Annotated in this window: 22 protein-coding genes; 8 read left to right on the top strand and 14 right to left on the bottom strand. The window is 60.7% G+C overall.

Annotated elements, in window-relative coordinates; genetic code table 11:
* Window positions 1–12: 12 nt before the first annotated feature.
* The 4 genes from MJO47_RS06130 to MJO47_RS06115 all read left to right on the top strand — a co-directional run bounded on the left by MJO47_RS06130 (window position 13) and on the right by MJO47_RS06115 (window position 3,453).
* Window positions 13–438, top strand: coding sequence for a hypothetical protein (locus MJO47_RS06130; RefSeq protein WP_253960233.1), 426 nt, complete (start codon window positions 13–15; stop codon window positions 436–438).
* Window positions 435–965 (top strand): thermonuclease family protein, encoded by a 531-nt coding sequence (locus MJO47_RS06125; RefSeq protein WP_253960232.1) that lies wholly within the window; start codon window positions 435–437, stop codon window positions 963–965. The genes MJO47_RS06130 and MJO47_RS06125 overlap by 4 nt, the downstream gene beginning before the upstream one ends.
* A gap of 67 nt (window positions 966–1,032) precedes the next feature.
* Window positions 1,033–2,151, top strand: a complete 1,119-nt coding sequence (locus MJO47_RS06120; protein ID WP_253960231.1) for a mechanosensitive ion channel family protein — start codon at window positions 1,033–1,035, stop codon at window positions 2,149–2,151.
* 435 nt (window positions 2,152–2,586) lie between these two features.
* Window positions 2,587–3,453, top strand: coding sequence for a mechanosensitive ion channel family protein (locus tag MJO47_RS06115; protein ID WP_253960230.1), 867 nt, complete (start codon window positions 2,587–2,589; stop codon window positions 3,451–3,453).
* Window positions 3,454–3,563: 110 nt separating this feature from the next.
* Here MJO47_RS06115 and MJO47_RS06110 read toward each other — a convergent pair whose 3' ends face one another.
* The 4 genes from MJO47_RS06110 to MJO47_RS06095 form a co-directional block, all read right to left on the bottom strand.
* Entirely contained in the window at window positions 3,564–4,916 is a 1,353-nt protein-coding gene (locus tag MJO47_RS06110; protein WP_253960229.1) for an acyl-CoA dehydrogenase family protein, read from the bottom strand.
* Window positions 4,917–5,141: 225 nt separating this feature from the next.
* Window positions 5,142–5,585 (bottom strand): Hsp20/alpha crystallin family protein, encoded by a 444-nt coding sequence (locus MJO47_RS06105; RefSeq protein WP_253960228.1) that lies wholly within the window; start codon window positions 5,583–5,585, stop codon window positions 5,142–5,144.
* A gap of 110 nt (window positions 5,586–5,695) precedes the next feature.
* Window positions 5,696–9,031, bottom strand: coding sequence for an AAA family ATPase (locus MJO47_RS06100; protein WP_253960227.1), 3,336 nt, complete (start codon window positions 9,029–9,031; stop codon window positions 5,696–5,698).
* Entirely contained in the window at window positions 8,961–9,971 is a 1,011-nt protein-coding gene (locus MJO47_RS06095) for an SPFH domain-containing protein (RefSeq protein ID WP_253960226.1), read from the bottom strand. Before MJO47_RS06095 ends, MJO47_RS06100 begins: the two co-directional genes overlap by 71 nt.
* A 300-nt stretch (window positions 9,972–10,271) precedes the next feature.
* Here MJO47_RS06095 and MJO47_RS06090 point away from each other — a divergent pair, with 300 nt between their 5' ends.
* On the top strand, window positions 10,272–11,396 hold the full coding sequence (locus MJO47_RS06090) for a DUF362 domain-containing protein (RefSeq protein WP_253960225.1): 1,125 nt from the start codon (window positions 10,272–10,274) through the stop codon (window positions 11,394–11,396).
* A 34-nt stretch (window positions 11,397–11,430) separates the two neighbouring features.
* Complete coding sequence (locus MJO47_RS06085; RefSeq protein ID WP_253960224.1) at window positions 11,431–11,820, top strand: OsmC family protein; 390 nt, start codon at window positions 11,431–11,433, stop codon at window positions 11,818–11,820.
* Window positions 11,821–11,831: 11 nt separating this feature from the next.
* Here the strand turns inward: MJO47_RS06085 and MJO47_RS06080 are convergent, their stop codons facing one another.
* Window positions 11,832–12,080, bottom strand: coding sequence for a DUF4911 domain-containing protein (locus tag MJO47_RS06080; protein WP_253960223.1), 249 nt, complete (start codon window positions 12,078–12,080; stop codon window positions 11,832–11,834).
* Between the two features lie 80 nt (window positions 12,081–12,160).
* On the opposite strand from MJO47_RS06080, the gene ald reads away from it, so the two are divergent.
* Window positions 12,161–13,267, top strand: coding sequence for an alanine dehydrogenase (gene ald, locus MJO47_RS06075; protein ID WP_253960222.1), 1,107 nt, complete (start codon window positions 12,161–12,163; stop codon window positions 13,265–13,267).
* Here the strand turns inward: ald and nudC are convergent.
* From nudC to MJO47_RS06060, 3 genes are read right to left on the bottom strand one after another with little or no spacing between them, the layout of a single operon-like run.
* Window positions 13,246–14,148 (bottom strand): NAD(+) diphosphatase, encoded by a 903-nt coding sequence (nudC, locus tag MJO47_RS06070; RefSeq protein ID WP_253960221.1) that lies wholly within the window; start codon window positions 14,146–14,148, stop codon window positions 13,246–13,248. The two genes, ald and nudC, sit on opposite strands and share 22 nt — an antisense overlap.
* A gap of 14 nt (window positions 14,149–14,162) precedes the next feature.
* Window positions 14,163–14,675 (bottom strand): NUDIX hydrolase, encoded by a 513-nt coding sequence (locus MJO47_RS06065; protein ID WP_253960220.1) that lies wholly within the window; start codon window positions 14,673–14,675, stop codon window positions 14,163–14,165.
* Window positions 14,676–14,695: 20 nt separating this feature from the next.
* Window positions 14,696–15,574, bottom strand: a complete 879-nt coding sequence (locus MJO47_RS06060) for a diacylglycerol kinase family protein (RefSeq protein ID WP_253960219.1) — start codon at window positions 15,572–15,574, stop codon at window positions 14,696–14,698.
* A gap of 154 nt (window positions 15,575–15,728) precedes the next feature.
* On the opposite strand from MJO47_RS06060, the gene MJO47_RS06055 reads away from it, so the two are divergent.
* Entirely contained in the window at window positions 15,729–16,313 is a 585-nt protein-coding gene (locus MJO47_RS06055) for a hypothetical protein (protein ID WP_253960218.1), read from the top strand.
* Between the two features lie 168 nt (window positions 16,314–16,481).
* On the opposite strand, the gene MJO47_RS06050 is transcribed toward MJO47_RS06055, so the two are convergent.
* The 6 genes from MJO47_RS06050 to MJO47_RS06025 all read right to left on the bottom strand — a co-directional run bounded on the left by MJO47_RS06050 (window position 16,482) and on the right by MJO47_RS06025 (window position 25,655).
* Window positions 16,482–17,585 carry a hypothetical protein gene (locus MJO47_RS06050; RefSeq protein ID WP_253960217.1) on the bottom strand — a complete coding sequence of 368 codons (1,104 nt, stop codon included), beginning with the start codon at window positions 17,583–17,585 and terminating at the stop codon, window positions 16,482–16,484.
* A gap of 14 nt (window positions 17,586–17,599) precedes the next feature.
* Window positions 17,600–19,858: an Ig-like domain-containing protein gene (locus tag MJO47_RS06045; protein WP_253960216.1), complete on the bottom strand. Its 2,259-nt coding sequence runs from the start codon at window positions 19,856–19,858 to the stop codon at window positions 17,600–17,602.
* 136 nt (window positions 19,859–19,994) lie between these two features.
* Entirely contained in the window at window positions 19,995–21,113 is a 1,119-nt protein-coding gene (locus MJO47_RS06040; RefSeq protein ID WP_253960215.1) for a hypothetical protein, read from the bottom strand.
* A gap of 87 nt (window positions 21,114–21,200) precedes the next feature.
* The gene (locus MJO47_RS06035; protein WP_253960214.1) at window positions 21,201–22,496 is read right to left on the bottom strand and encodes a multicopper oxidase domain-containing protein; all 1,296 of its coding nucleotides are present in this window, start codon (window positions 22,494–22,496) and stop codon (window positions 21,201–21,203) included.
* 35 nt (window positions 22,497–22,531) lie between these two features.
* Complete coding sequence (locus MJO47_RS06030) at window positions 22,532–24,157, bottom strand: multicopper oxidase domain-containing protein (RefSeq protein ID WP_253960213.1); 1,626 nt, start codon at window positions 24,155–24,157, stop codon at window positions 22,532–22,534.
* Window positions 24,158–24,569: 412 nt separating this feature from the next.
* On the bottom strand, window positions 24,570–25,655 hold the full coding sequence (locus tag MJO47_RS06025; RefSeq protein ID WP_253960212.1) for a hypothetical protein: 1,086 nt from the start codon (window positions 25,653–25,655) through the stop codon (window positions 24,570–24,572).
* Window positions 25,656–25,667 lie beyond the last annotated feature (12 nt).

The raw sequence follows: 25,667 nt of genomic DNA, 5'->3' as shown, positions 1-25,667 counted from the left end.
AGGAGAGTCTCCGTGCCTCGAACCCGTGCCCTGTTAGCTGTCTGCGCCTGTGCCGGCCTGATCGGCGCCTTTGTCGTCAGCCTTCTGTTGGGGGTTTTACCCAGGGGAGAGCTGATCCCCACGGCAGAATTCCTCCTGCATGATCCCCTCTCCCCGGAATGGCTCTACCCCCGCCTCTTTCGGGGCGGCGCCTGGGCCTTGCTCTTTTTCGTCACCGTCGCCTCGCCACGCCGGCGCCGGCAGTGGATTCGCAAGGCACTCTGGGTCAGCCTGGTTCCCGCCGCCTGGCAGCTGCTGTACGTCTTTCCCCAGCTCACCCCTTACGGTCTGTTCGGCCTCCAGCTCGGCATCACCGCCCCCTTTTTCGTGCTGCTGATCCACCTGATCTGGGGCTTCTTAAGCGGTCTATTCGCCCGCCTGCTATGGGGGCGACCATGAGGTTTTCCCGCCTCCCTCTGAAATACGGAGTCTTCTTCATCTTTCTGCTGACCAGCCTGCTGTTGGGGATGCAGAAGCGGCCAGACCCTCCGCCCACCGCCACCGGCCTCAGCGGCACCGTCGAGTGGGTTTACGACGGCGACACCCTGAAGGTAGCCGGCATCGGCAAGGTGCGCCTCCTCGGTATCGACACGCCGGAACATGAGGATTCCTCCCGCGACCGCGGCTTCACCCGTCTCGGCGTCCCCGCCAAAAACCTGCGCCCCATGGCCAAGGCCGCCCTGCAGCATAACATCGCCCTCGTCAAGAACCGCACTGTGCGCCTGATGACCGAAGAGGAAGAACGCGACCGCTACGGCCGTCTGCTGGCCTACGTCTACCTGGAGGATGGCACTCAGCTCAACCGCCTCCTGCTCGAAAAGGGGCTGGCCGTGGTCTATAGGCGCTTCAGTTTCGCCCACAAACAGGATTTTCTGCAGGCCGAAAAGACCGCCCGTCAGGCCGAACGTGGCCTCTGGGCGCCCTAGTCCTGCCCTTGCATTCCCCCGGTGTATCTGCTAAGAAAAGCCCCTAACCACACTTCGGGAGTGACTCATGGAAACCCTGCACACCCTTTTTGATCAGCATGTCTTCGGCATCGGCTTCGGCCGTTACGCCACGGCCTTCGGCATTCTGCTGGCGGCCCTGATTCTGCGGCGGGTCGCCGACCACCTGTTCAACCGCTTTCTCGTGCCGCTGGCCGCCAAATCCGCCAACCCCTACGATGACCTGACCCTGCAGAGCCTGCGCAAGCCCGGCACCTTTCTCGTCACGCTGGTCGGCCTCTTTCTGGCCGTTCAGGTTCTGCAACTGCCAGTGGAACCAGTGGATATCCGCCGCTTCGCCCACGCTTTGCTCAAGGTGCTCATCACCTTCGACATCGCCTGGGCCCTGTTCAATCTGATCTGCGTGCTCGAGGCCTATCTGGCCAAGTGGGCTCACCGCACCGACTCGACCCTCGACGACAACCTGCTTCCCTTCGTGCGCAAGAGCCTGCGGGTCTTTATCGTTTTCATGGCCTTCCTCATGGCTGTGCAAAACCTCGGCTACTCCATCTCGGGGCTGCTCGCCTCCCTCGGCATCGGCGGCGTCGCCGTGGCCCTGGCCGCCAAAGACACCCTCTCCAATATCTTCGGTTCCTTCATGATCATCCTCGACCGCCCCTTCGGCGTCGGCGACTGGATCAAGGCGGGAGACATGGAGGGGACCGTCGAAGAGGTCGGCTTCCGCTCCACCAAAATCCGCACCTTCGCCCAGACCCTGATCTCCGTCCCCAACAACGTCATCGCCAACATGCCCCTGGACAACTTCAGCCGCATGCCCAAGCGCCGCATCAAAATGACCGTCGGCGTCACCTATGAAACCACCCCCGCCCAGATGCGCGAGGCGGTAGAACGCATCCGCGCCCTGTTGCGCCGTCATCCGGCCATTGACCAGGAGTTCTTCCTCGTCAACTTCACCGACTTCGGCGCCTCCTCCCTCGACATCATGGTCTACTGCTTCACCACCACCACGGTCTGGGCCGATTACCTCGACGCCCGCCAGGACGTCTGCCTGCAGGTCATGGACATTCTCGAAGACCTGGGTTTGGAGATCGCCTTCCCCAGCCGCAGCATCTATCTGCGCGGCAAGGAAGAGGACGGCCTGCCCGCCCCGGCCGACGCCGAGGCCTGAGACACAAAAGAGCGGGGGGCCAGCCAGGCCTTCCGCTCTCTTGGCATTGAATGGATTTCCTGCTTTCGCCCTCACCCACCTGCGCATGACCCTGGCATTGAAATACCCTTACCACCTGATATTATCAACATAAGGCGGGATCGCTACAGACATATTCCCTCTATTTATCGGGAGTTTCCCAACACTTTTTGGAGTTTCAAGCCTGCGCACAAGAAATCCTCGCCGCCTCCGCTTGGGTTCATTACTTTACCGTCGCCCTTCTAAAACAACTCCGAAAGGGAGATCCCTCGGGCGAAACAAAGTAATGACCGAGTATCTTTTTCCCGCCAGAGGATGCATTTCAGCCTCTTTCGTCCTCGATTTCCATAGCCCTGTCTTTTGGCCTGTTTTCATTATGATATGTGCTTTAAATCGACATCAAACCGGGAGGATTTCATGACGTCATATACTTCCGCTATTTCGGAAAGGCTGGAAGATTTTCTAGGGCCCCAGGTGGTGGGCCAACTGCTCACTGAATGGACGATCAACCTCGTGGTGGCCCTGGTCATACTTATCGCTTTTTATACCCTGTGGCGCATTGTACAGGGACTGATGCGTGCTACCTTTCGGCGCAAGATGGATGAAACGAGCTTTTCCTTTCTTGAAACAATCGTTAAATTCGCCCTGCTGACAATCGGTTTCATTACGGCCCTGGACTCTGCAGGCATCAAAACCTCCGCCCTGCTGACCTCCCTGGGCATCGTCGGGTTGACCATCGGCTTTGCCGCCCGCGATGCCTTGTCCAACCTCATCTCGGGGATCCTGATTTTTATCGACCGCCCCTTCGTTCTTGGGGATCTGGTTGAGATCGAAGGGGTGTATGGCCGGATCGAACGAATCACCCTGCGCTCAACCCGGGTGGTGACTTCCGACGGCCGCATGCTGGCTGTGCCGAACACCCAGGTCATCAACCAGACCGTTGCCTCCTATACCAACTTTCCACACCTGCGCATTGATGTAAAAGTTACGGTCGGGGTCCTGGAGGATTTAGACCACATCCGCGGGCTGTTACTGGCACTGGTACAGGACGATCCGGCATATATGACCAGTCCCGCGCCGCGCGTGGTGGTCACAGAACTGAACGATTACAATGTGGCGGTGGAACTGCAGGCCTGGCTCGATGATGAAAAAAGGCATGTTGAAAAACGTTTCGAGCTACGGGAAAAGGCTTTCAAGACCCTGAATCAGGCGGGGGTGGAGTTGCCCTTTGAAACCCTCAAGCTCCAGCCGCTGGAGGTCACGCTGATGGATTCCAAATCCTGAACCATTGCGAAACATCCTGCCTGGTCGCCAAAGCAGAGCGGAATCCAGCACGGCCTCCGCTCTGCTTCGCTGCACTCACAGGGTCGCTTTCACCTTCCCCACCAACCTTTTCACTCTTCCCCGTCTGCCGGCCAGACGCGTTTAAAGGCCGTCTGCGGAAAAAAACAGAGGGGGCACTGCGCCGGCGCCTCGTCGCCATAATGGATATGCCCGCACATCCGGCAACGCCAGGCCCCAGACGAGCCTTGCGTAGAGTCCTTCGGGTTCAGATCCATCCCTCGCATCAAGGGGAACTGATCGAGGGCCGGCATGGCCGGGACGTACTTCTCCAGAGCATGGCCGGCGAGGACCATCCGCTGAATTTCGCTGGTCCCCTCGTAAATGGTGAAAAGCCGCACATCCCGCAGCAGTTTCTCGAGGGGGAACATCCGGGTATACCCGTAGCCGCCAAAGATCTGCAGAGCCTCGTTCACCACCTCCATGGCCGTTTCCGTCGCCACCATCTTGGCTATTGAGGCCGAAATGGTCGGGTCGTGCCCGGCATCGGCCTCCCAGGCCGCTTTCCAGACCAGCAGGCGGGCCGTCTCAACCTTTTGGTACATCTCGGCGATTTTGAACTGGATGGCCTGAAAGTTGGCCAGCGGCGCTCCGAAAGCCTGGCGTTTTTTGGCGTAGTCGATGGCGTATTCCATGGCCGAACGGGCCGCCCCTACGGCAAAGGCGCCGATAACGGGTCGCGTCCGGGCGAAGGTCTTCATAGCCAGGGCAAACCCCTCGCCAGGCGGGGCGATGACATTGTGCCGGGGTACGCGGACATTGCGGAAATGAAGTCCCGCCGTATTGGAGCAGCGCTGTCCCAGTTTGGGGATGTGTTCTCCGACCTCAACCCCCTCCCAGGATTTTTCCACCAGAAAAGCGCCGATGCCCTTGTGTCCCGCCTGGGGGTCGACGGTGGCGAACACGGTCATATAATCCGCGATGCCGCCATTGGTGATCCAGAACTTGGTACCGTTCAAAAGAAAGTCGTCGCCATCGGGTTTGGCCTGACAGCGCATGCCCGCCACATTGGAACCCATGGTCGGCTCTGAAGTGGCAAAGCAGATGTACTTGCCCTCTTCACGTATCCGCCTGAAATAATCCTTTTTCAGCGCCTCGTTCCGGCAAAGAAGAAGAGGCTCGAACCCGAGGGAGTTGTCGAAAACGGACGTGGCCACGCCCGGGCAAGCCGCGGCAATCTCCTCGGAGATCAGAACACTGTCCAGGATGCCAAGCCCCAGGCCGCCGTACTCAACCGGAATGTCGTGGTTTAAAAAACCTTCCTCCCGTGCCCTTTCAAGCAGAAAGAGGGGGATCTCGTCACGCTCATCGTAATGCCAGGAAGCCGGCAGAACCTCCGTGCGGGCAAATTCCCTGGCCCTGGTCCGGAGCTCCTCCTGGGCGGCAGACAGCGAAAAATTCATCATGCAAACTCCTTCGAAGATGGGTCAGAAGGGCCAGGTTCAACCGCCTATCAACCCAAAGAGTGACTTCTACAGAGCGTGCGAGACGCTCCCAACGTGATTCCAAACCACCTCACGGGTAGATTCACCTTGCACTAGACCCTGCTACCGCTAAACCGGCCACACAAAAACGGAGCGGCAGCCGGCAAGGCCTCCGCTCCACTTCGTTTGCAGTCAACACAGCGTTTTCTACTTCACCTCCACCTCGATCTGGCGGGGGTGGTCGCTTGATTTTTTGGGGAGGACAACCTTGAGAACGCCTTTGTCGCAACGGGCGCTGATGCGCTCCTGGTCAATGGTGGCGGGCAGGGAGAAGCTGCGGCGAAAGCTGCCGTAGCTGCGCTCGATGCGGTGGTAGTTCTGCTGTTTCTCCTTGCGTTCGAGTTCGCGGCAGCCGCTGATGACCAGGGTGCCTTCTTCGAGGGTGACATCGATGTCCTTCTGATCGATCTCGGGGACTTCCATCTTGACCACCACTTCTGCTTCGTCCTCGTAGATGTCGACGGCGGGATGCCAGCTGCTGCTCTCTGCCGGTTCTCCCAGACTGCGCTGGCGGCTCAGGTCGAACAGGCGATTCATCTGCTCCTGCATCAACTGCAGTTCCTGCAGCGGATTCCATTTGCCCGTGGCCATGACTCTCTCCTCCCTCGTGTTTGCCCGGTCACAAAAGGCTGCGGCCGGCTTTTTGCGCTAGATTAACAAAAAGCCGGCCGCTTGCAATGGGAAATTCCCCGTCCGGGATTCTATTGGAAGACCTCCCGCGAGGAAGACGCGGCAGAGTCGGGCGCGAAGATCTCCTGCAGGCTGGCTTCGTCGTCGGCGCCGTTTTGCACATAGCGGCGCATGGCCACAACCCGACGACGGACCTCCTCTTCGGCCCGTTCGCGGATCTGGCTGCCCAGCTTTTTGATCTCCTCGCGCTGGCGGGCGGTGTCGCGCTTGCCTTCGGCCAGATCGGCCTGCAGACGCAGCTCAAAGAAACATTTCTGCAGATTGCGCACCTCCGCCCCGAAATCGAGCACCTCCGGCACCAGCCCGGAAAAGCTGCGCACCCCGCAGATATCCTTGCCTTCCATGCGGTAGGCTTCCAACACCTCCGGCTCGAAGTCGAGATAGTTCTGCTGGGGCATGTACATGCGCGGCAGATACTGCAGCACCTTTTCGGCTTTTTTGCGGTGGCCGCCAATGATGACGGAGGCGCCGACTTCGCCGCGCTGGGCTCCCTTGATCCAGGGGGCACCGGTGATGCCGAAATCGTTGAGCACCGGCAGATTCAACAACACCGACAGGGTGTTGATGGCCAGCGCGAAACCGGCGGAGGGACCGCCAACGCTGTAGGAGGCCGACAGCAGTTGATGATGCAGGGTATAGCCCTCCAGAAAACGCCCGAGCAGGCGGGGCAGGTTGAAGTCAGGGCAGAGAGCCTGCAGATAATTCTCGACCAGGGTCACCGCCTCGCAGGCGCTCTGGCGAGTCATCTGCACGGCCAGGTCCATCTCGGCCGCGCCCGGCGCCGAAGTGGAGACGGCCCCGGTCACCACGATCTTCTCGGGGAAGACCCGGTAGACCAGGGACGAGGCGATGGGCAGCAGAATACCGCTGGTGTCATTGGCCCCGACGCCGACAACGAAGCCGACCTGGGGTTCTTTCGACAGTTCCGTCTCCAGAAATTCATCGAGCTGCTGCTTCCCCTTGCGCAGGGGACTGCCCGCCAGCTGGGTGCGGGCGCTGAGCAGATGCCAGCGGGTGATGGGGAAAATCCCCTGCCGGTAGATCCTGCCCAGGCGCGAGGCGGCTTCATCGAGACAGCCTAGCAGGGATTCCTCGCCGTGCCGGGCGCGCAGGGCCAGACTCGGCTCACCGGCCGCCCCCTCCAGCAGGCCGACCAGGGTCTTGTAGTTGAAGCGCACGAAACGCATGCGTTCTTCCTCGTCCCCCTTGACCGCCTCCATGAGCTTGCCCAGCACCTCGATCTCCGTCGAGCGCAGACTGCGCACCTTTTCGACAAAGGCGGTAAAATCAGCAGGCGTGTCGCAGAGGGCGCGGGCCACCCGCACGATCTCCTCGAAGCTGAGTCCCTCGTCCAGGCTGAGGTCCCGCAACTCCTTGTGCATGATGCGCAGGGCATCCTCGTCCCGCATGTGCCCGGTGACGTTGAGCACCTTCAGGCGCTTGGAGCGGATCAGGGCCGGGTCGAGAATGTCGAGACGATTGGTGGTCAGCACGGTAAAGACCCGGTTCAGGGGGGATTCCCCGTCGATGATGGAGAGGAACTTGTTGGTGACCTTGTCGTAGGGGCTGCCCCCCTGGGCACTGCGGCGCGGCGCCACCGAGTCCCCCTCGTCGAAGAAGACCATGGCGGGCGAGAGCATCTTGGCGATGTCGTAGACCCGTTCGAGATTCTCCACCATGCCCTCAAACGGATTGACCGGATCGGCCAGATCGTTGAGGTTGACCACCAGGTCCTGCACCTCGCGATTATCCCCCAGCCAGGCCCGCACCATGTAGGTCTTGCCCGAACCCGGTGGCCCGGCCAGCACCACCCCCTTCTCTTCGTTGACGTTGTAGAAGAGAGCGTTGTTGGCCATCTCGGAAAACTCGTTCTTGATGCCGCCGATATAGTCGCTCCAGCGGACGCCCCGGTCGATATGCCCCACCAGCTTCTTGTAGAGGGAGCCATAGACGTTGCGGGCCACCTCTTTGAGGGCGTCGCGTACCAGAAACTGATCATCGAGATAGCGGTCGTGGAAATCACCCTTGAGAGAGATGATGGAGTCGATGAGGCGGCGCACGTAGGCCGGGGTGATGCGCAGGCTGCGCTCGTGGAAGATGGGATAGAGATGGTCGACCACCCGCTCCAGCTGCTCTTCGGGAAGGATCCTGTCTTCCTGCCCCGGGTGACCGGCATTGAAGTTTTTGCGCTTGAGCTCCTGGCGGACCACCTCACGCAGGTGGTGGCGGTCCTGCCAGAATTCGCCGATATCGATGACCAGGCCGCGCTCGACAAAACGCCGGTAGATGGCGGGATCGAACTGCTCTGGCTGGTCGGTGGTGGCGATCAGCAGGCAGTCGCGACGGCCATAGGCGATCTCGTCCAGCAGGATGTTGGCCGTATCGACCAGGCTGGCCTGCTGCCCCTTGACGGTGCTCATCTGATCGGGGCGGCCAAAGGCCGAGTGGGCTTCTTCCAGATGGCGGATGCAGGTGCGCCGCTCGTCCCCCATGGCCTTGCGCAGATAGTTGCCCGGCTCCCCCGCCCAGGCCGTCTGGTAGTCGTTGGGGGTGATCATGGCATAGTCGACCCAGACCCCCTGCTCTTCGAGGGAGGAGAGGGCCTGACCGATGCGCTCGCGAAAGAGGTAGCGGATCAGGGGGACGCGGGACCAGAAGCGCAGGCGCTCCACCTTGCGGCGCCGCTCGATGCGCACCGCCAGTTCGGGGTCGACATCCTCCAGGTGACGCCAGAAAGGCTGATCGGAGAGCACCTCCTCGCGCTTGACCTCCAAATCGATGACGGGGCGCACCTCGTTGGCAAAGACGGCCTCCTCGATGGCCTGCTTGACCGTGGCGCTCTTGCCGCTGCCGCTGCTGCCCACCACCAGCACGAGGGGCGCTCGCGGCACCAGCGGATCTTCGGTGTACTCTTTGAGAATGTGGGCGTGATAGAGCTTGCGGAAGGTCTCCAGCAGGGGCGGCGGCACGAAGATGTCGGTGGTCTTGTGGGCCAGCAGAAAGGTGAGGTACTGGTAGTCGTGCCAGTCGAGCTCACGCTCGAGAATCTTTTCCCAGGCGGCCGAGGCACTCTGCGAGCCGGACACCTCGAACCGTCGCCGCCAGTCGCTGAGCAGCTCCGGGTTGCGCAGGTTCTGGAAATTGCGCTCGGATGGCTTCAGCAGCCGCCGCAGCCAGGCCCGCAGGCGGCCGAAGAGGGTCGGCGTCGGGTCATACTGCCGCAGTCGGCGCAGTACGAAGAGGCGGGTCTCGTAGTTCCATTGCTCAACCAGCGCCTCAATCTGCCTGATGCGCTTCTCGGAGAGCCGGACGTATACTGGAGACCGTGTTTTTCGCGGCCTGCTCATGGGGAGAAAGCTCTTCCTTTCTGGCCGGCTCGGGCGGCGCCGGCAGGACGACCGGCGTCGCGCCGGCGGTGTTGTTCAATACGAAGGTATTCTGGCCCTGCTGGTTTTTTTCGTAGGCGGTGGCCCATTTCTGCTGATTGAGAAATTCGAACAGAAAACGCTCCTCCCCTTCCTGCAGACCAACGGCCGTGCGGAATTCGCGGATCGAATCGCTGTAGGCGGCGTAAAGCTTGCGGGTTCGGCTGGCCTCGAGGTCGGCGGCGTAGTTTTCGGCCTCGGCAATGAGCTCCCGCCGCTTCTTTTCCTCGCTGGCCTCGGCCAGTTTATCGCCAAAGCGGGTATCCCGCAGAACGAAGGAGACCACCTCGATGCCGTACTTCTGCTCCAGGTTGGGCCCCCCTTCGTTGATGGGGCGCTGCTTGAGGGCCTGGTAGATCTGTTCCTTGATCTTCTCGCGGTCGGAGATGAGCTCATCGACGCTGTGCCCCTGCATGACGTCCTTGACGATGCCGTCGAAATCGTTCTGCAGCAGGGTCTGGGGTGATTTGTTCTCGATGCCCCAGGTCTCCAGGTCGCCGATGCGATAGGTCATCATGGCGCTGGTCCACAGGGCCACGTTCCCCCGTGACATGATGCGTTCCTCCTGAGATTTGCCGCCGAGATGAAGTTCCTGGTTCATCAGGGGCACCTCCAGCTCGATGCGGGTGAAAAAGGGGAGTCGCATATGCCAGCCGATGCTGTGGACCACCCGCCGCTCGCCCGAAAGGTCTTCCAGGACCACGGCGTAATTCTTGCGCACTTTATAAATGGTCTTGGTCGCGTAGACCAGGGCCACCCCGTAGTAGACCATGACGCCCACCAGAAGAGTCAACGCTCCCCGCTTGAGCAGGGCTTTCATGCGGGCTCGATGCAAAAGTCGAAAACGCTGGTCGGCTTCCATAGTCACCTCTCCTGTGATATGCCATAAACTATAACACTATTTTAAAGTTTTTCTCGACAGCTTTTTTGTTCCACAGGTGGCAAACACATATCGTCAAATGCTGCTGATCCGGACCACTATTTTTGTTTTAAAACATTGTTTACTTTCAATCATTGAGAGCCCAACAGCCACTACGCCACCCTTCCCTGAAAATATCAATATGCCCAGGGGAACGGTTGACCTCTCGGGGTCGAGCGGCCATAATTTGGTAGCAAGCGCTGCCGATCCTGCACCGCTCTTATCCCGACAAAGGAGACCATCATGAGTTCCCAGGTTCCCGTCTATTTCGCCGACATGCGTGCCGGCCACCGAGAAAACCTCTTCAATAAGCTGACCCGCCTGCTGGACGCCGCCGGCATTGAGCGAGTTGTCCAGCGCGGCGACCTGACCGCCGTCAAGATCCATTTCGGTGAAAAGGGCGGCCATGCCTACATCCGCCCCACCTTTCTGCGCCGCGTGGTTGACCGGGTCAAGGCCCTGGGCGGCAAGCCTTTTCTCACCGATTCCTGCACCCTCTACCCCGGCGAACGCAAAGAGGCGGTCTCCGCCCTGACCTGCGGCATTGAAAACGGCTTCGCCTATGCCGTGGCCGGCGCTCCCCTTGTCATGTGCGACGGCCTGCGCGGCCAGTCGGCCACGCGCGTCCCCATCGAGGGCGGCTTGCTCGCCTCGGTTTCCATCGCCCAGGAAATCCTCGAAGCGGACGTGCTCATCGCCGTCTCTCACTTCAAGTGCCATGAGCTCACCGGTTTCGGCGGCGCTCTCAAGAATCTGGGCATGGGCTGTTCGAGCCGCGAAGGGAAACTGGAGCAGCACTCCAACGTCGCCCCGAAGGTGGCGGAGAAGTTCTGCGCCGCCTGTCTGAAAGCCTGCGCCCACGAGGCCATCGCCTTCGTCGAAGGCAAGGCTTTTATCACCGCCGCCAAATGTACCGGCTGCGGCCGCTGCATTACCGTGTGCGAGGAAAAGGCCATCCAGATCCAGTGGAACGAGGAAGCCCCTCGGGTCATGAAGAAGATGGCCGAGTACGCCAAAGGAGCCGTGCAGGGCAAGGACGGCCAGACCCTCTTCGTCAACTTCATCACCCAGGTCTCTCCCGCCTGCGACTGCTACGGCCACTCGGACGCTCCTATCGTGCCGGATATCGGCATTCTGGCCGCCACCGACCCGGTGGCGCTCGACCAGGCCTGCGCCGACCTGGTCAACCAGACCCAGGGGCTGCCGAACACGGCTCTGCAGCAGGGACACGAGCCGGGCGGCGACAAGTTCAAGGGGGTTCATCCCGCTATCGACTGGGAGATCACCCTGGAGCACGCCGAGGTCATCGGCCTGGGGAGTCGGCAATATGAGCTGATCCGGCTGGAGCCGCAGGGGAAGAGCTGGTAGGCGGATAATTCACTGAAAAAGAAGGAGACAGAGCATGCCCATGGAGATTACCTTTCCCGGCGGCGCGGCGGTCAATGCCAGCGTGCGGGGCTTCACCATCCACACCGACCAACCCGAAGAGGATGGCGGCGGCAACAGCGCCCCGGCCCCCTTCGAGTTCTTTCTGTCCTCCATCGGCACCTGCGCCGGCTACTACGCCCTGCGCTTCTGCCAGCAGCGACAGCTCTCCGTGGAAGGGTTGAAGCTGCATCTGGATTGGGAACGGGACCCGGACAGCCGTCGCCTCACCCGGGTGATGCTGACCTTTGAACTGCCGGCGGATTTTCCGGAAAAGTATGGCAAGGCTATTTTGCGAGCGGCAGGACAGTGCTCAGTTAAACGCGCTATCCTCGACCCGCCCGAGTTCGACATGCGTATTGCCTGAAAACCTGTGACTTACAGAGGGGGATAATCGGCGGCAATAGCCGGATCCTGTTCTTCCAGGGGGAGTTCTTGGGCGAGGGCGCTCAGCAAGGCTTCGGCGTCGAGGCGACGCGAAGGCGGGTAAGCGATCTCCACCAGGGCCTGCCGGCTGTCGAGGGTGCGGATAAAGGCGAGACCGTCATAGCTCTCCAGCACGAAGCGCAGGTAGGCGATATGCTGACGGGGGGTGCGGTAAACACGTTTGACAAAGGGGGTGTCCATAAGATGCTCCTGGCCGCGGACCGGCCCGACAGCTCGTTCGCGACACGACAATAAAACAGGTGAAAGGGAGGACCGCCGCCATGATCGTCGCCGTGCCCAAGGAAATCAAGACCCGCGAATACCGCGTCGGCCTGACCCCGGCCGGGGTGCGCACCCTCGTCGAGGACGGCCACCAGGTGCTGGTGGAGTGCCGGGCCGGCTATGGTAGCGGCCTCGACGACGACCAGTATGCGCGGGCGGGGGCGGAAATCGTCCCGACGGCAGCGGAAATCTACCGCAGGGGGGAGCTGATCGTCAAGGTGAAGGAGCCGCTACCGGTGGAATACCCCCTGTTGCGGCCGAAACAACTCCTCTTCACCTATCTTCATCTGGCCCCGGCCCCGGAACTGACGGCGGCCCTGCTCGACCGCCAGGTCACCGGCATCGCCTATGAGACGGTGCAACAGGCGGACGGTAGCTTGCCGCTGCTGCACCCCATGAGCGAGATTGCCGGCCGCATGGCCGTGCAGGTGGGAGCCCATTTTCTCGAGAAGGAGCAGGGGGGCAAGGGGGTGCTGCTGGCGGGAGCCCCCGGTGTGCGCCGGGGCAAAGTGGTGATCCTGGGGGCCGGCACGGTGGGAAGCAACGCGGCCCGCATCGCCGTGGGCATGGGCGCCGACGTCACGGTACTCGATATCGACGCCGCCCGGCTGGCCGCTCTCGACCAGCAGTACGGCAACCGTCTGCAGACCCTGATGTCCAACTCGCAGCATATCGAGGAAGAAATCCACCGCGCCGATCTGCTCGTCGGGGCCGTCCTTATCGCCGGCGCCCGGGCACCCCAGCTGGTGAGCCGCGAGATGGTCGGGGGCATGGAGGCGGGCAGCGTTATTGTCGACGTGGCCGTCGATCAGGGGGGCTGCGTCGCCACCACCCATCCCACCACCCATGACGAGCCGACCTATGTGGTCGACGGCGTCATCCACTACGGCGTCGCCAACATGCCGGGGGCGGTGAGCCGGACCAGCACCTTCGCCCTGACCAACCGCACCCTGCCTTACGTGCGCGCCTTGGCCGGCAAGGGGCTGGCCGAGGCCGTGCGCAGCAATGCGGCGCTGGCCGGCGGCCTCAATACCTACGCCGGCCGCCTCTGCAACGAAGCGGTGGCCAGGGCCCAGGGCAAAGTTTATACCCCGTTTGCGGGCTGAGTCCGCAGGTCAATAAAGTGATCCAGCAGATAGCGGGCGATGCTGCGCTGGGGCGGCAGGGTGGGCAGGTCCGTCAGGGGAAACCAGCGCGCATCCTCCAGCTCCTTCTCTTCCACCCGCACCTCGCCGCCGTCATAGTCGGCGACGAACCCGGCCATCAGCTGGCTGGGGAAGGGCCAACTCTGGCTCCCCACGTAGCGAACGTTTTTCACCCGCACCCCCGTCTCCTCCAACACCTCGCGAGCCACCGTCTCCTCCAGACATTCGCCGAACTCGACGAAGCCGGCCACCAGACTGTAACGCCCGGCGGGCCATTCCCGCTTGCGGGTCAGCAGTACTTCACCCGCGCGCCGCACCAGCACGATGATGCACGGGTGGATATGGGGGAAATGGGCATACTGGCAGGCGACACACGTCTTGCCCCATTCGCCGGGCAGATGCCGCAGCTCGCCGCCACAACCCGAGCAGAAGCGGCTATTCCTCTCCCAGTGCAGAATCTGGTGCGCCAGCCCCCCCAGGGAGAGCTGCGCTCCATCGAGGCTGGGCGTCGTCGCCAGCAGATTATGCAGGGAAAATCCCGCCGGCGCCTCAAACTGCCGGGGCAGACGCGCCGCGTAGAGGGGCTGGCCGTCCCAGCTCCCCAGAAAGACGGCATGCTGGCAAGGCAGCTCGGCAAAAGCAGGATCCCCGGTTCGCGGCCAGACCGGCTCGCCTGCGGACGGCGCGGTCATGAGCACGTCCGTGCCGCGCAGCAGCACCCAATGGGCACCATCCATCCCTACCGCCTGGTCGGGGGTGGACAGCAGCAGACGGCCGTCCAGGGCGGCCCGGTTAAAGGGGAGATGCAGGGTCGACTCGTAGAATGAAGGTAAGGGTGGCATCGGATATAGCTCTTTTAAGGCTGATTCTGCAGATGGAGAAGGAGGGCCAGCTGCGTTTTGCCGTCGGGGATTTCACCGGCACGCAGTAGCCGCAGCGCCTCAGCGAGGGGCATGGGCACCGCCTCGATATATTCGTCGGGCTCCGGCGCCGCTGGCACCAGTGTGAGGTCGCGGGCCACAAAGAGATGGACCACCTCGTCGCAGAAACCGACGGCCGTGAGCATCTCTCCCAGGCGCTCGATCCGGTCGGCCCGGTAGCCGACCTCCTCCTGCAGTTCACGGTGGATGCACGTCTCCGGCGCTTCGCCCCCTTCGAGACGGCCGGCGGGAATTTCCCAGATCATGCCGCCGCCGGCGGGCCGGTACTGGCGGATGAGCAGCACGCGGCCGTCGTCGAGGATGGGCAGGACGGCAGCGCCGCCGGCATGATGCACGATCTCGAAGTCGGCGCGGCGGCCGTCGGGCAGCTCGTGTTCCTCGATGGCCAGGGAAATCACCCGACCATTGAAAATCTCCTGTTTTTTCATAAGCAAAGCTCCTGGCAGAATCAGGGGAGGCGGGGGAACATCAGGGTCAGTTCCCCCGGCACGGCCTCGACCGTCACCGGCAGACGGCCGGCGCAGTCGCCATCGAGCTGCACGGCCACCCCGTCACCGGACAAGACAAGGCGGCGCGCCTTGACGATACGCACCCCCGGCGGCATTAGCGGCCGATGCAGCCCAATGCGCAGACCGTAGAGCAGCTGGGCCAGGCGGCCCTTTCGGAGGAACAGGCAGGCTTCCAGGTCATCCGACTCCAGGCAGGCCTCCGGCGTCAGCACGAAGCGTCCGCCGTAGCAGCGGGCATTGCAGAGGATAAGGCCATAACAGGTCTGCCGGCTGCCGTCTTCCATTTCGATCAGAATTTCACGGGGGGGAGAGGTCAGCCAGACCTGCAGGGCGCTGATGACATAGGCGAGCTTGCCCAGCCGCCGTTTGAGCGGCTGACTGACCCGGCAAACCGCCTCGGCGTCGAAACCGACCCCCGCCATAAGCAGGAAGCGGCTGTCGCCGGCCTTGCCCAGGCAGACGGGACGCGCCTCCCCCTCAAGGACGGCAGCGCAGGCCTGTTCGACCTCGAAAGGGATTCCCACCTCCAGCGCAAAGACGTTGGTGGTTCCCAGCGGGAGAAACCCGAGCGGGACCTCGGCAGGAACCAGGCCGTTGACAACCTCGTTGAGAGTACCGTCGCCACCGGCAGCGACCACTCGAAAATAGCCGCCGTCACGGGCCTGACAGGCCGCCAGGGCGGCATCCCCCCTGGCCTGGGTCAAGGTCAGGTCGACAGCATAGCCCCGGGCCTCGAAATAGGCGCGGGCCTGTTCGATTTTCTGACCGGCATTGCGTCCGGCCACGGGATTGGCGATGAGTTTGATGGTGTTATTCATAGCAGGGCGCATCATAGCAGAAGCCGGAACATTGGCAAAAGGGGGATTGCAGAATGACCAGGGAAAAAAATCCCGTCGACGCCCTGCGGGCTGACAGGATGCCCTCGGAGTGCTATGCTGCCTCCGTTAGCGAATTCTTTTCTCGGAAGAAATTATGGATCATGATTCCCGCATCGCCTGTCAGCAGATCCTGCGGCAGGACGCTTCCGTCTTCTCCATGCAGCAGATGGACCTGCCGGCCGAACTGGCCGCCGGCCTGAGCGCCGCGAGTCTTTTCGAACGCTACCTGCAGCACATCCGCCGTTTTACCCTCGGCCTCATCCGCCCCACCTGCGCGCAAGGCCAGGTCCATTTCCGCCTGCTGGGCACCCGCCTCTCGCTGCTGGCCTTCGACGGCCCCAGGGCGGCATCGGATGGAAAGGCCCAGAGCCTGACCCTGGCCATCAGCGGCGGCCTGCTGGTGCAGCCGCAGAGCTGCGACCGGGGCGAACTGACCTTTTCCTGCGAACCCTTGGCGGAGACGGTGCGCCTGACCCTGCGCCTTGCCGACTTCTGCCCCCTGCTGCTCGGCAGCAGCAAGCCATCCCTGGGGCGAAAATTCCTCTATCGCTTCACCCAGGCCGCGATCCACAAGGTGGTCACCTTGCGTTTTTTTGCCCGCCTCTACCGGGAAAGAGCGGGCAAAGGCGCCTGCTGCCACGTGGTGCCGGCCCGTTGGGAACAGGGCGAGGATATCTGACTCGTCTTCTCCTGCGGGTATTTCTTAGTCAGCGGTTGGTCCTCAAAGACTAACGTACAGTGCTTCGTTGCCATTCCAAGCAAATCTGGAAAATATCCATGAGGAAAAATAAAAGCGGCTGTCCCGAATCTGGAACAGCCGCTTGGATGTCACCACTTGACGTGGGATCTAATTGGCGCGTTTGATAAAACCCTGTCCCCCCTCCTGACCCACGACCAGGGGTTGGGTGTCATTGTTCAGGCCGTATGCCTGACTCGCCGTATTGAAGAGTGTTTTAGCGGTCAATCCGTCCCAAACCGTAGCCAGTTCGGCAACCTCGCTCCAGCCGGCAACTCGACCATTTTCATTGATCGCAACGGCACTTCCGGCCGCCGCCAGGTCAACAGGTGCGGAAGCCACACCCAGCTCGCTGATTGTCCAGGTAACGGGAGAGAGCGTCGCATCGGCTTCACCCGCCACCTGACGGGCACTGTTTACGGCGTTAGCGACATAATCCACCCCAAGGTTCACGGGAACAAATCCGGCCCCACCGTCGGTTGACCGCCAGAGAGCCGCGTGGATATCACCATTGCCGGCAATGGCTTCACCGACAACCAGGATTTCGAGAGCGTCAACCCGGGCGACGCCATTTGCCGCACTGAAATGGCTTACAACGCCGCTGCTGGCAAAAATGTTTACCGGCAGCACCACGGGGGAATCGACAAAGTCACCATTACCGTCAGCTTGCCAGATAACGGCGCGCGTTGCGCCCGTCGCGTCCATGGCGGAACCCACAACAAGAGTACCATCGGCGCTGATGGCGTAAGCCGCATAGTTGCCGGTCGCGGCCAACTGCGGCAAAGTCACCGGGGCGGCAGGGTTTGCCCAGAGGACGGCTACCAGGCGGGTGCCATCATCAGCCTGGCCAACGGAACGGCCGTCTTCATCGATGGCGAAGGCCGCGGCGAATTGACCATCAACAAGGGGAGCCAGAGCGACAGGCTGGACGACGGCGTCCCCGCTGGTGTCTACGGTCCACAACGAAGCGGCGAAGGGATTGCCCGCTGTCACTTCGGCGAACCCGATGACCTGGTTAAGGCCGTTGACGTCCAGAGCAGCCGAATAATTGACTGTCACGGCCGTTCCCGTACCGTCGTCAATCTGTTCCAGAGTGACGCCGGTTCCTCCGGCTTCAAGAGCGCCGGGAGGAGAGGAACTTCCACCGCCACCACAGCCTGCCACCAACAAGGTGACAAGAGAGAATGGGATCAACTGTTTTATAAATGCGTTCATAGTTGCCTCCTTGATTAGCGCACCTGCAGCGCCTGGGTGACCGTGGTCCCACCGTTAGAGCTTGAAACGAGGGTCACACTGGTAAGATTGGCTGTCGCCGTTCCACGGAAGCTCCAGCGACCGTTGTCGCCAACAACCACGCTGCCGACAACTGGACCATCCGCCGCACCGGCATGGATCGTGAGACTGGTGCCGGGGAAGTTGCTGGTGCCGCGCAGATCCAAGCGGAGATTGCGATTATTCAGGCGGGCCCGGTCAATAGTGATTATTTCGATCGGGATGACAGTGATCGTCACAATGGCGGTATTCGATGTCAGACCTGAGCCATCGACAATATTGTAGGCAAAGGTATCAACCCCACCGGTTTGGGCAAAGTCGGCACTGGGCGTGTAGGTCACCGTCCCGGCCGGATTGTTGGCCACGGCGGTACCGTTTTCAGGACCGAATGCCTCCCCGACGGGGAGAACGCCGACCGTGACCGGCGCGCCATCCGCAAAAACGTCATTCCCCAGGACATTGACCGTCACCTCGCTGGCAACAGCCAGATCAAGGGTCGCCGCATCATTGGTCGCTACCGGTGCGGCAGGGTCGATGGCGAACTCAAAGGTCGCCGGATCGTAAATCTTCCCGGATACGGCAAACTGGTCGGTTTCACCGATGAGACGCCAGTCGCTGTCGTCCAGAATTTCAACACGGAAATAGTTCGTGCCAAAGGGACTGCCCACGACGGTGTGTTCCACACCAGGATTTCCGACATAATAATTGAACAGCCCTTCACCAGCCGCGCTGGGGGTCCGCAGAAGGGGGTCCGAATTGGCGGGATTCGGATCGAAGGTGTCCCACTTGAGGAACGTCGGGCCGATATCGCTGTACATGGCCCCGACGAAAGCGAAATCCGGGTCGGAGGGATCGGCGATACCGATATCGGCGGTGTAGTTGATGCCGCTGTCATCGACCGGCACATCTTCAAAAACGATCTGGCCATAAGGGTGGGTCACCCGGTATGTTCCGGCTTCCGCCGTATCGACCCGGATGCGTACTCGACCGAAAGCAATCTGCTGGCCGTCTATCAGTGCTTCGGCGCCGCCGAACGTTGCCTCAAGTCCCAAGACCAGGGCGGCTCGTCCTGCCGGCACATCAAAGCGGGCATCCGCCGACCACCAGAAACCCTCGCCGCCGGTGCGCAGAGTGGTCTGAGTGGTGTTGGTAGGATCTATGGGATCAGAAATGCACATGGCGTCGCCAGGGGTACAGAGGGTGAGCTGAACCCCTGCAACCGGCTCCAACGCCGTCCCCAGGTTTTCCTGATACCAGATGGGGTAGCCCACCGCGTAGTCATGATCAACTCCGGTGACTTCCCCCAGGGAAGGATCGGCGAAAGGAGTGACGCGATTCACGGGGCCGAGATCCAGCAATTTCTGTTCGGGGAAGTTGGCGTATTCGTAAGGTACCAGGGCTTTGGTTGGGTCGAATACTTTACCCATAACAAAGAATTGGTCCGTCTGAACATCGATGCCTCCGGGGCCTTGCACGCGGAAGATATTGCCGTTGGGGCCACCGACAACCGTACTGGCCACATTGGGATTGCCGACATACTGCTCAAGGATCACCCCGGTCGGCTCTCCGGTGTCGGGATCCAGCTCCAGCACCTGCAGGGACTCATTCGTCTCGTAGTTCGGCCAGGTCAGAAACGGCCCGATAGGAGCGCTCAGGGTCCCGCGGAAACCAACGGCGGGAAACAGGAAATTAGCAGCGCCAATATCGGCGGTGTAGTTGATGCCTTCCGCCGGATCGACCACCTCGAACACCTGGGTCTGGTAAGGTTGGGTTACCGTGTAGGTGCCGGCCACAGGCGTATCGATGCGGATACGCGTACGCCCGAAGGAAATCTGCTGCCCGTCGATGGGCGCTTCGGCTCCGCCAAAGGTGCCTTCGATGGCCAGGGTCAGCTCCGCATCTCCACCACCGGGCATGACCATGGATGTTTCACCAAGCCACCAGAAACTCTCGCCGGTTATCACCAGGGGGTTGATAGGATTTCCATCGCCATCCAGCTCCAAGGGGTCACCGATACAGAGGTCAGGGCGCGTTGCGTTGCCCGCCGGCGGCGGCACACAGAGTTCCAATTTAAGGCCGGCTCCATCCTCGTACCAGGCGGGATAGCCGTGGGGGGCAATGGGAATGCCCAAGTCCGCGAGGGCAGCCCAGGCTGCCGGGACCAGGCCGGCAAGAAAGATCCCTGCCGCCAGTATTGAAAAAACTCGTTTCCTCATAATAAATCTCCTTGTCTCAGGTCATACCGTTAAAGAACTGACCGCTATTCTTTTACCCTGGATATTCTGGTTGAAAATGAAAAGCTCAACCGTATCCTTCAGGGCTACGTACTGGTTTTCGCCAGCCTCATCCCACTCACGGCTGAACCGGCAGGGCGACGAAGGCTGTCCACCCCCTGAGGCCAACAATCTGATTGTAGTTATTGATGCCGTACGCCTGGCTGAAAGGAACCCCCAGATTCGGCTCAATACTGGGATAATCAGCGTTCCAGAAGGCAGTCTGATCATTTCCGGAGAGCACTTCGGCATGGCCCACCAGAATATCGGCATTGTTAATCGCCTGCGCCGTGGTATTGGACCCTAAATCCGCAGCGATGCTGCCGTCGGTATTCCAGATGATTCCGTGGACCTCGCCGGAGGCCAGTTCTACTTCGCCAACTATGCGGCCCGCCTCATCCCTGCCATAAGCGGCACTGGCAACTTGTGAGGCGGAAAGAACTGAAAGCGCTGTCGGGTCCAGGTAGCCACCATTGGGGCCAGGAGACCATACGACGGCCTGGACCTCCCCCTCGTCGTTTCGGGATTCCCCTACTACAACAGCGTCCTCACCGATGAAGCTGGCGGAACTGAAGGCTTCGGCATCGGCACTCAGATGGCTGAGAATGACCGGATCGGAGGAGGTGCTTGGCCACATTACCGCGACGGTATTGCCGATACTGTCGTAAGCGGCTTCGCCGACAATGAGGCCGTCATCGCTGATCGACAGGGCGGCACTCGCGCCACTCTGGAAGAGACCGACCGTACTCAAGGCGGTCGCCTCGGTCGAACCCGATGACCAGAAGACGGCCACGGTTCTGTCGTCGGCCATGTCAGTTGTGTCGGCGCCAACTTCCGACTCGCCGACGCGAATCCCAAAGTCATTGACCCCGTAGGCGGCGCTATGATTGTTGCCGGGCAAAGGCTGCAGGAGGGTGGCGGCAGGAGCGCTGTCCCCGACATTCCACTCGGCCCCTTTCAAGCCATTGGTCCCATCGGCATAACCGACAGCCAACCCAGCATCATTTATGGCCACAGCAACGCTGAACTGGCCGCCAACCCCCTGAAGGTCCACAGTTGTGAAGGTTGTTCCGCTGCCGGGAGTCGGTCCGTTCGGATCCGTTTGCCCTCCTCCGCCGCCACTGCCGCCGCAGCCCGCGAGCGAAAGTATTCCGGCTAACAGCAGACCGCTCAGTAAATGTTTTCGATGGCTTTTCATATGGCCTCCATGTGTCGCCGCCGCGCGGCAACGTCACTAATCATGGTTAATCTGTCTTCAGCAGCAAGACCACCGACCCTCTTCAGATCAGGCCGGATTGACCTGGATCGGCAATCGAACCGTGAACAGGCGCGCGTCGGTGTACCAGTGGTGATAATCGACTTCCACCACATGCTGTCCCAGGCTCGCCGCCGTGCCGGTATCGATCAGGATATCCCAGCGCTGGGCGGTGGTGAGCTGGAACTGATGATTGACGCTGCTCAGAGAATAAGGGGCCGAATAGCTGCCGAACGGGCTTCTTCCGAGGGTGCGCCCGTCGATCCCGACGACTGTTCCCTGCAGAGTGCCGGGGAAACGCCAGCGGGTGGTGCAGTAGCTGGCGTTTAGTGCCCGCACCAGAAGTTTTTGCCCAAAAGTAGTGGTGGCACCGGCGCCCGTGAGCAGGGTGCCGTCGCCGCCCGGGGCGACGGGTGCGGGAACTCCGGAGACCACGAACACCGTCGGATTAAAATCATGCAGCCGGGGATTTTCCGGATCGGTGATGGACACGAACCCTCCACTGACGATGCCGGACTCCGGGCTGTAGTTAGGATGGTTGACCGTGCTGTGCCAGCGCACATCGATGTCGTCCGCCGCCCATATGGCCTCCGCGTCATAGCCGACCGGATTATTGCCCACCATGACGGCCCCCGGCCCGCCATCGACAAAGGGAGCCCCCGGAACGTCCGGGTCGATGATCAGCATGCCGTACATGCCCATCTCGAAATGCAGGACGGTGTTGACATGGCAGTGGTAGAAGTAGGTTCCCGCCTCACCTGCCCGCCACTGATAGTCATAAAGGGCGCCATCGTTGATATCCATGGTCAGATGACCGACCCCGTCATTCATCGGCGTTGGTTCTATGCCATGGTGGTGAATGGTATGAGGCCCATTACGATTGGCCATGCGGCTATGGACGACTTCCCCCTCGCGACAGCGGATGGTTCGCGCGGGCCAGGGGGCCACTTGCGTGTCGTCAGGAAGAGTCGTCCGAAAACTCCAGATGTTCACCAGACCCAAGCCAGGGACGTTTAACGGAACGTCCAGATCATGGTGAAGGCCCCTGGTGTCGAAAAAACGGTCCGGTTCAACCCGGTCTGGTGTTGGCAGCAGGACATCAAATTCGCCTTCACCACCAGGCACCAGGGGAAGTCCGCCGGCCACCAGAGAGGGGTCGAGCAGTCGAACCGCCCGGCTGTTAGGAGTCTGCGCCAGCAGGTCGGCACCCATTTCACCGGAACTGGGTGGTATCGTCCATTCCTCCCAATCCTGCTGTTCGATAGGATCCGCGGGATCGAAAGGTGTGCCGAGATCACGTCCTATAAGATCAATGGAATTCGACATAAATCATCTCCTTGGAGGTCATGAAAGGTTTTCGGTCAGCGTGGGCGAAGCGGCACGGTACGCGACGAAAAATTATGACTACGGTCCGAATCATCATCCGCACGATGATAGACAACGGTAACGAACCCCCCTTTAGCTAAAACGGGGAGTGCCCTGCCGCGATATTGCCAGCGTCCCTGGCTGTCGATCGGCACCCCCCCGGCAAGCATTTCCCCATCCGGCCCACCAACATGAATACCCACGGTAGCCCCGGCCTCGGGGTGACTGGAGAGCCGACCGGCAATTTCGAAACGTCCGCTTCTGACCCGCAAATCCATGCGGTCGACGAATATCACCACATTCATCGGGTCAACCGGCCCGGAAATCTGCCAGTGCGTAGTGAGACCATGCGGGTAGTTGCCGCCGGCGGCCGTGTTGGAGATCTCGTTGTGATCGTGCATCGGATAGAGCAGGGGAAAGAACTCCTGCTGCGGCGGCCAGGCAGCGGCAGGGATGTCGGGCGGCGGTATAAAGGGCAGCAGCATATCCTTGATGTCGCCGGGCTCGAGTGACCAGGAGTCCAGCATGGTCAGATTGCTATGTATCTGTCTGCTTCCGCTGAGATAGTTGGCATGGCTCAAGGGATAGAGATGGTTGCCATGAATGTGCAGGGAATGCCACATGAGTCCAGCATTGATACAGCGGATCACGCAGGGTTGGCCTACGTTGCCATGAATGGCGACGTTGCTCTGGGTGTCGAAAGTGCCGCGGTTGAGCGCAAGCTTGTTGAGGTGTTCGATGTCGTGACGCTCATCCCGCAAACTACCTGGAGCAAGGTCGGGAAAAAGATTCTTCCCGTGCTGAGCGGCAAAGAACCCGCTCTTGCCGTTGAGGGTGAAATACTGGGGCAGAATCCCGGCGAGAAAAGCTTCCGGAGACACGCGGCTCGAATTGCCGGCTACCCATTCGCATTTGTCCGGGTCTACCGTATTGGTCACCCAGACCGCGTTGCGTTCCTGATCCCAGGGGTGCCCTGGAAAGTGAACGGTTCTGCCCAGATCATCGAAAAGCCTTTGCACGCTCTGGGTCGGATTGTCGTATGGCGTACCGTTACTTCCCACAAGCTGCGGCAACACAACCAGAACGCCGTGCAGTCCCATCATACGATTAACTGGGGCGTTGGTCGGGTCAAGATAGACATAAGTCCCGGGTGCCGGGGCGGTAAATTCGATCTCCACCGATTCGTCCCGCTCAACCATGACTTCCTGCACGGTTTCTCCCCCGACGCGAAGATCTACCCCGGGGATGGAAAAACCTTTGGTGTCACCGCCACGATTAATGTCGTTGGAAACCCTGAGACGAATACGATCTCCCGCAAGGGCAACCAGCGTCAGGCCGGGAATTCTCGGCAGATAGGGCGAATCGTACGGATTCTCGGCGATATGGGCCAGATCGTCGTCGCGGTCACCCGAGGTAAGGCGGAAACTCCACATGGAGACCACCCTCTCGTCGACCATTTCCGCACCGACCTCGGCCATTTCCAGGTTGATAAAATCAAGGCCCGGTATTGTTGCGGCGAAAGCCTGACCCGCATTCCAGAAACGCGGCCATCCTGCCATACTCCCCACCGCCACCGCGGCCAACCCTGTAGTGCTGAACTTGATGAAATCGCGTCTTTTCATTAGACCCTCTCTGGTAATTTTGCTATATTTCTCCAGGCCAATTGCCACACGGCTGAAGAAATCATTCCAACGTATTCCAATGATAAATCCTCAACAAATCTCGCCTCTGAAAACATTCAAGTTTCGGTATTTCTATTAATAACTTTTCCGAATCTTTTACTTAACTATTTACCGCCTATGTTAGTGGTGTCTATAGGGGGCTCTCCCCATAGTTGGGCAGGAAAACCCTACTTTGGCACGAGAAGTAAAAACAGATCGCTGGACTGCGGTGACAAGGCGGGAAGCCTGTGCTTCCCGAAAGGGATGGGAGCTGAATTGCGCAACTCAGCCTGGAGGAAGGGAGTCATGCCAGGGGCAGCTTTGCAGACAAAGCTGCCCCCGGCAATTTCCCCGTTCAGGGGTCAATGAAAAGTCACTGTGGCAACGCCACAAAAGCCCGGGACTCGGACATGCCGACGATCTGCGTGGTGTCATTCACGGCATAGGCCTGACTTGAGGGTGCATTGATTATTTTGACGTCTTCAGGGTTTCCACTGTTCCAGATAGTTCCCCAAGCGGCATTGGTGGAGTCGAAACTGCGCCCCACGACACGATTGAAAGTGTTGGCGCCGGTGAGACTGGTGTTCCTACCAAGGTCCTGTACGGTGGTGACGACACCTTCGGTATTCACGGTCCAGATCACCCCGTGCCTGCTCCCGTCAGCGGCTTGTGATTCGCCGACAACACGTCCGCTCCCGTCAATTCCGAACGCCACGCTGGCAATGTGCCCTCCCAGAGGAGGCAGAGCGACAGGGGGAAGGTAGGTCGAGGCGGCAGCCGCCGGCAGCCAGAGCGCAGCATGGACCTCATCTCCTGAAGCCACCTCCGCTTCGCCGACGATTGCCCCGTCATTGCTGATAAAATAGGCCGAGCTGAACTCCCCTCCAAGGGTGCCGAGGTTCACCGGCGCGGCGCCGTTATTCTCCCAGAAAATCGCGACGGGATTTCCTTCGGCGTCAACAACTTCCTCTCCGACGATCTGCCCCACCTCGTTGATGCTGTACGCTGCGCTGAAGCCGGCGCTGCCCAAAGTCGCTAAAGCCGTGGCCTGTGTTTCTCCAGCCCCCCAGTAGGCGGCAACGATACGAGTATCCCATTCGGATTCCCCGATCGCAATGCCCTGGTCATTAATCCCGTAGGCGGCACTGTATTCGCCCCCGGCGAGAGGCTCAAGGGCCGTCGGCTGGGGATTGGCGTCCGCCACTGTCCAGCGTGCCGCCCGAATAGAAAATCCGTTGTCGGACATGCCAACAACCTGGCCGCTGTTGTTATTATCAATGCCGGCCCCAAAGGCCCCGGCTAGAAAACTCTGCAGGATCTTCACATCGAAAGAGAGGTCGGCAACCGCCTGGCCGTCGCCAGTGCCACCCCCGCCACCACCCCCACCACCGCAAGCGCTCAGGGTTAAGGCGATCCCCGTCATCAGCCCCAGAATACCCAGCTTTATTTTTTTCCCCATAATGACTCCTGT

Origin of the sequence: Desulfuromonas sp. KJ2020, assembly GCF_024197615.1 — a bacterium.
In the GTDB taxonomy this organism is placed as follows: Bacteria; Desulfobacterota; Desulfuromonadia; order Desulfuromonadales; family SZUA-540; genus SZUA-540.
The sequence above is the reverse complement of the archived record's forward strand: the minus strand, read 5'-3'. Positions and strand labels throughout refer to the sequence as shown.